Origin of the sequence: Bradyrhizobium sp., from assembly GCF_035701725.1 — a bacterium.
GTDB lineage: Bacteria > Pseudomonadota > Alphaproteobacteria > Rhizobiales > Xanthobacteraceae > Bradyrhizobium.
On record NZ_DASSRP010000166.1, the window covers coordinates 1 to 2,704 of the forward strand.

Below are 2,704 nucleotides of genomic sequence, written 5' to 3' on the forward strand. Positions count from 1 at the left end.
GCTGGAAGCCATCTTTGGCACCACACCATCGGGCGCAAAGGCAAAGGAATAGACGTGGCTGAAGCCGCAACCATCGCACGCACACCACGAGAACCGGCCGACGATGCGCCGCATCTCTTGCTGGTCGATGACGACCGCCGCATCCGCGATCTGCTGTCGCGTTATCTCTGCGGCGAGGGCTATCGCGTCACCACGGCGATGAGTGCAAAAGATGCCCGTGCCAAGCTCAATGGCCTGCATTTCGACCTGTTGATTCTCGACGTGATGATGCCGGGCGAGACCGGTTTCGACCTCGCGCGCTTCATCCGCAGCTCCTCGTCGGTGCCGATCGTGATGCTGACGGCGCGCCACGAGGCCGAGAGCCGGATCGAAGGCCTGCAGATCGGGGCAGACGACTACGTCGCAAAGCCGTTCGAGCCGCGCGAACTGTCGCTGCGGATCGGCAATATCCTCAAGCGGACGGCACCGCCGCCGGTCGAGACGCTGGAGCAGATCGCATTCGGGCCTTACGTGTATCATCTGGAGCGCGGGGAATTGCGCCAGAGCGAGGAAATCATTCGCCTCACCGATCGCGAGCGCGACATGCTGCGGGTTCTGGCGCTGGCGCGCGGCGAGACCGTGCCGCGCAATGCGCTCACCGGCGATGGCACCGTGAACGAGCGCGCGGTCGACGTGCAGATCAACCGCCTGCGCCGCAAGATCGAGCGCGACCCGGCCAATCCCTTGTTCCTGCAGGCGGTGCGCGGCATCGGTTATCGCCTGGTCGCGTCCCCCTGAGGCGCCAGGGAGCAACATGGCCGTGATTGAATCCATCCGCCCGCGCGCCGTCTCCGCTTCCCTCCCCCTTGCGGGGTCCGAGGCGAGCAAGCTCGCTCTCGAGGTCGGCGAGCGAATGCGAGCCGGGGTGACGGTGCTAGAGAATTTTCTCCCGATATCCGACCTTTTCGATGAGGCTGACGCCCCCACCCGACCGTCGCTTCGCGCGCAGCCGATGCAAAGCATCGGCGTTTTGTCATTCAAGAACGGCGACCGAAGGTCGCCTATGCACCCTCCCCGCGCGTTCCGCGGGGGAGGGATAAGAAGAGCCGCCAGCCCATGAGCACGCTTGACACCGGCCTCACGCTGATCCGCACCGCCGCAGGACGGGTGTCGGCGGCCAATGGCTGGATGGGCAACGCGTTCAAGAGCTGGATGCCGACCGGCCTCTACGCCCGCGCGCTCCTGATCATGATCGTGCCGATGGTCGCGCTGCAAACCGTCGTCGCCTTCGTGTTCATGGAGCGGCACTGGAACACGGTGACGCGGCATCTCTCCGCGGCGGTCGTGTCCGACATTGCCGCGCTGATCGACGTCTACAAGACTTACCCGCAGGACAAGGATCACGCCCAGCTCAGGCGGATCGCCCAGCAGCGGCTTGGCCTCGTGGTGGATTTTCTCGCTTCGGGCGACATGCCGCCGCCCGGACCCAAGCCGTTCTTCTCGCTGCTCGACCAGACGCTGTCGGTGCAGCTCGGCCGGCAGATCGCCAGGCCGTTCTGGATCGACACCGTCGGCCGCTCCAACCTGGTCGAAATCCGCATCCAGCTCGACGACAGCGTGATGCGCGTGTTCGCCCAGCGCAGCGCCGCCTATGCCTCCAACTCCGAAATCTTCCTGTTCTGGATGGTCGGCACGTCCTCCATTCTGTTGATCGTCGCGGTGCTGTTCCTGCGCAACCAGATCCGCCCGATCCTGCGGCTGGCGGATGCCGCCGAAAGCTTCGGCAAGGGCCGCGAGGCGCCGAACTTCCGTCCCCGCGGGGCGCGCGAGGTGCGCCGCGCCGCGCATGCCTTCCTGGAGATGAAATCGCGCATCGAGCGTTCGATCGAACAGCGCACCGCGATGCTGGCCGGCGTGTCCCACGACCTGCGCACCATCCTGACGCGCTTCAAGCTCGAGCTCGCGCTGATCGGCGAGAGCCCCGAGATCGACGCCATGAAGAAGGACGTCGACGAGATGGCGGCGATGCTCGAGGCCTATCTGGCCTTCGCCCGCGGCGACATGGGCGAGCAGCCGGCGCCAACCGACATTGCCGTGCTTCTGGACGAGCTCAAGCTCGAGGCCGAGCGCCACGGCCACCGCGCCAGCGCCAATTTCTACGGTCCGCCCGAAGTCACGGTGCGGCCGGCCGCGTTCAAGCGCTGCATCGCCAATCTCGTCGGCAATGCTGGGCGCTACAGCTCGACGGTCGCCATCACCGGTCATCGCGATCACCGCTGGCTCAATGTCACGGTGGACGATGACGGGCCGGGCATTCCGGCGCATCTGCGCGATGACGTGTTCAAGCCGTTCCTGCGGCTCGACGACGCGCGCAACCAGGACCAGGGCGGAACCGGGCTGGGCCTCGCGATCGCGCGCGACATCGCGCGCTCGCATGGCGGCGACATCACGCTCGGCGAAAGCCCGCTCGGCGGCCTGCGCGCCTCCGTGCGGGTGCCGGTCTGACCGCGACGCCTGCTGCGCTACGCACTTTTCAAGTCCGCGTGAGCGCGGCTGTGGAGCCCGGTGGGGCTTGCTACATTTGCAACATGACGGATCGTGGCTTCGCCCTCTTTGACACCACCATCGGCCGCTGCGGCATCGCCTGGAATGAGCGCGGCATCGTTGCCGCCTGTCTGCCGGCGGACGAACGCCGCATGCGGGCGCGGCTGCTGCGGCGGTGCCC

General features: G+C 66.6%; 2 protein-coding genes. Both read left to right on the forward strand.

The window, feature by feature from the left end; genetic code table 11:
- Positions 1-48 precede the first annotated feature (48 nt).
- Positions 49-777, forward strand: coding sequence for a response regulator (locus tag VFL62_RS10060; RefSeq protein ID WP_414644669.1), 729 nt, complete (start codon positions 49-51; stop codon positions 775-777).
- Positions 778-1,095: 318 nt separating this feature from the next.
- Positions 1,096-2,484, forward strand: coding sequence for an ATP-binding protein (locus VFL62_RS10065; protein ID WP_325172223.1), 1,389 nt, complete (start codon positions 1,096-1,098; stop codon positions 2,482-2,484).
- Positions 2,485-2,704 lie beyond the last annotated feature (220 nt).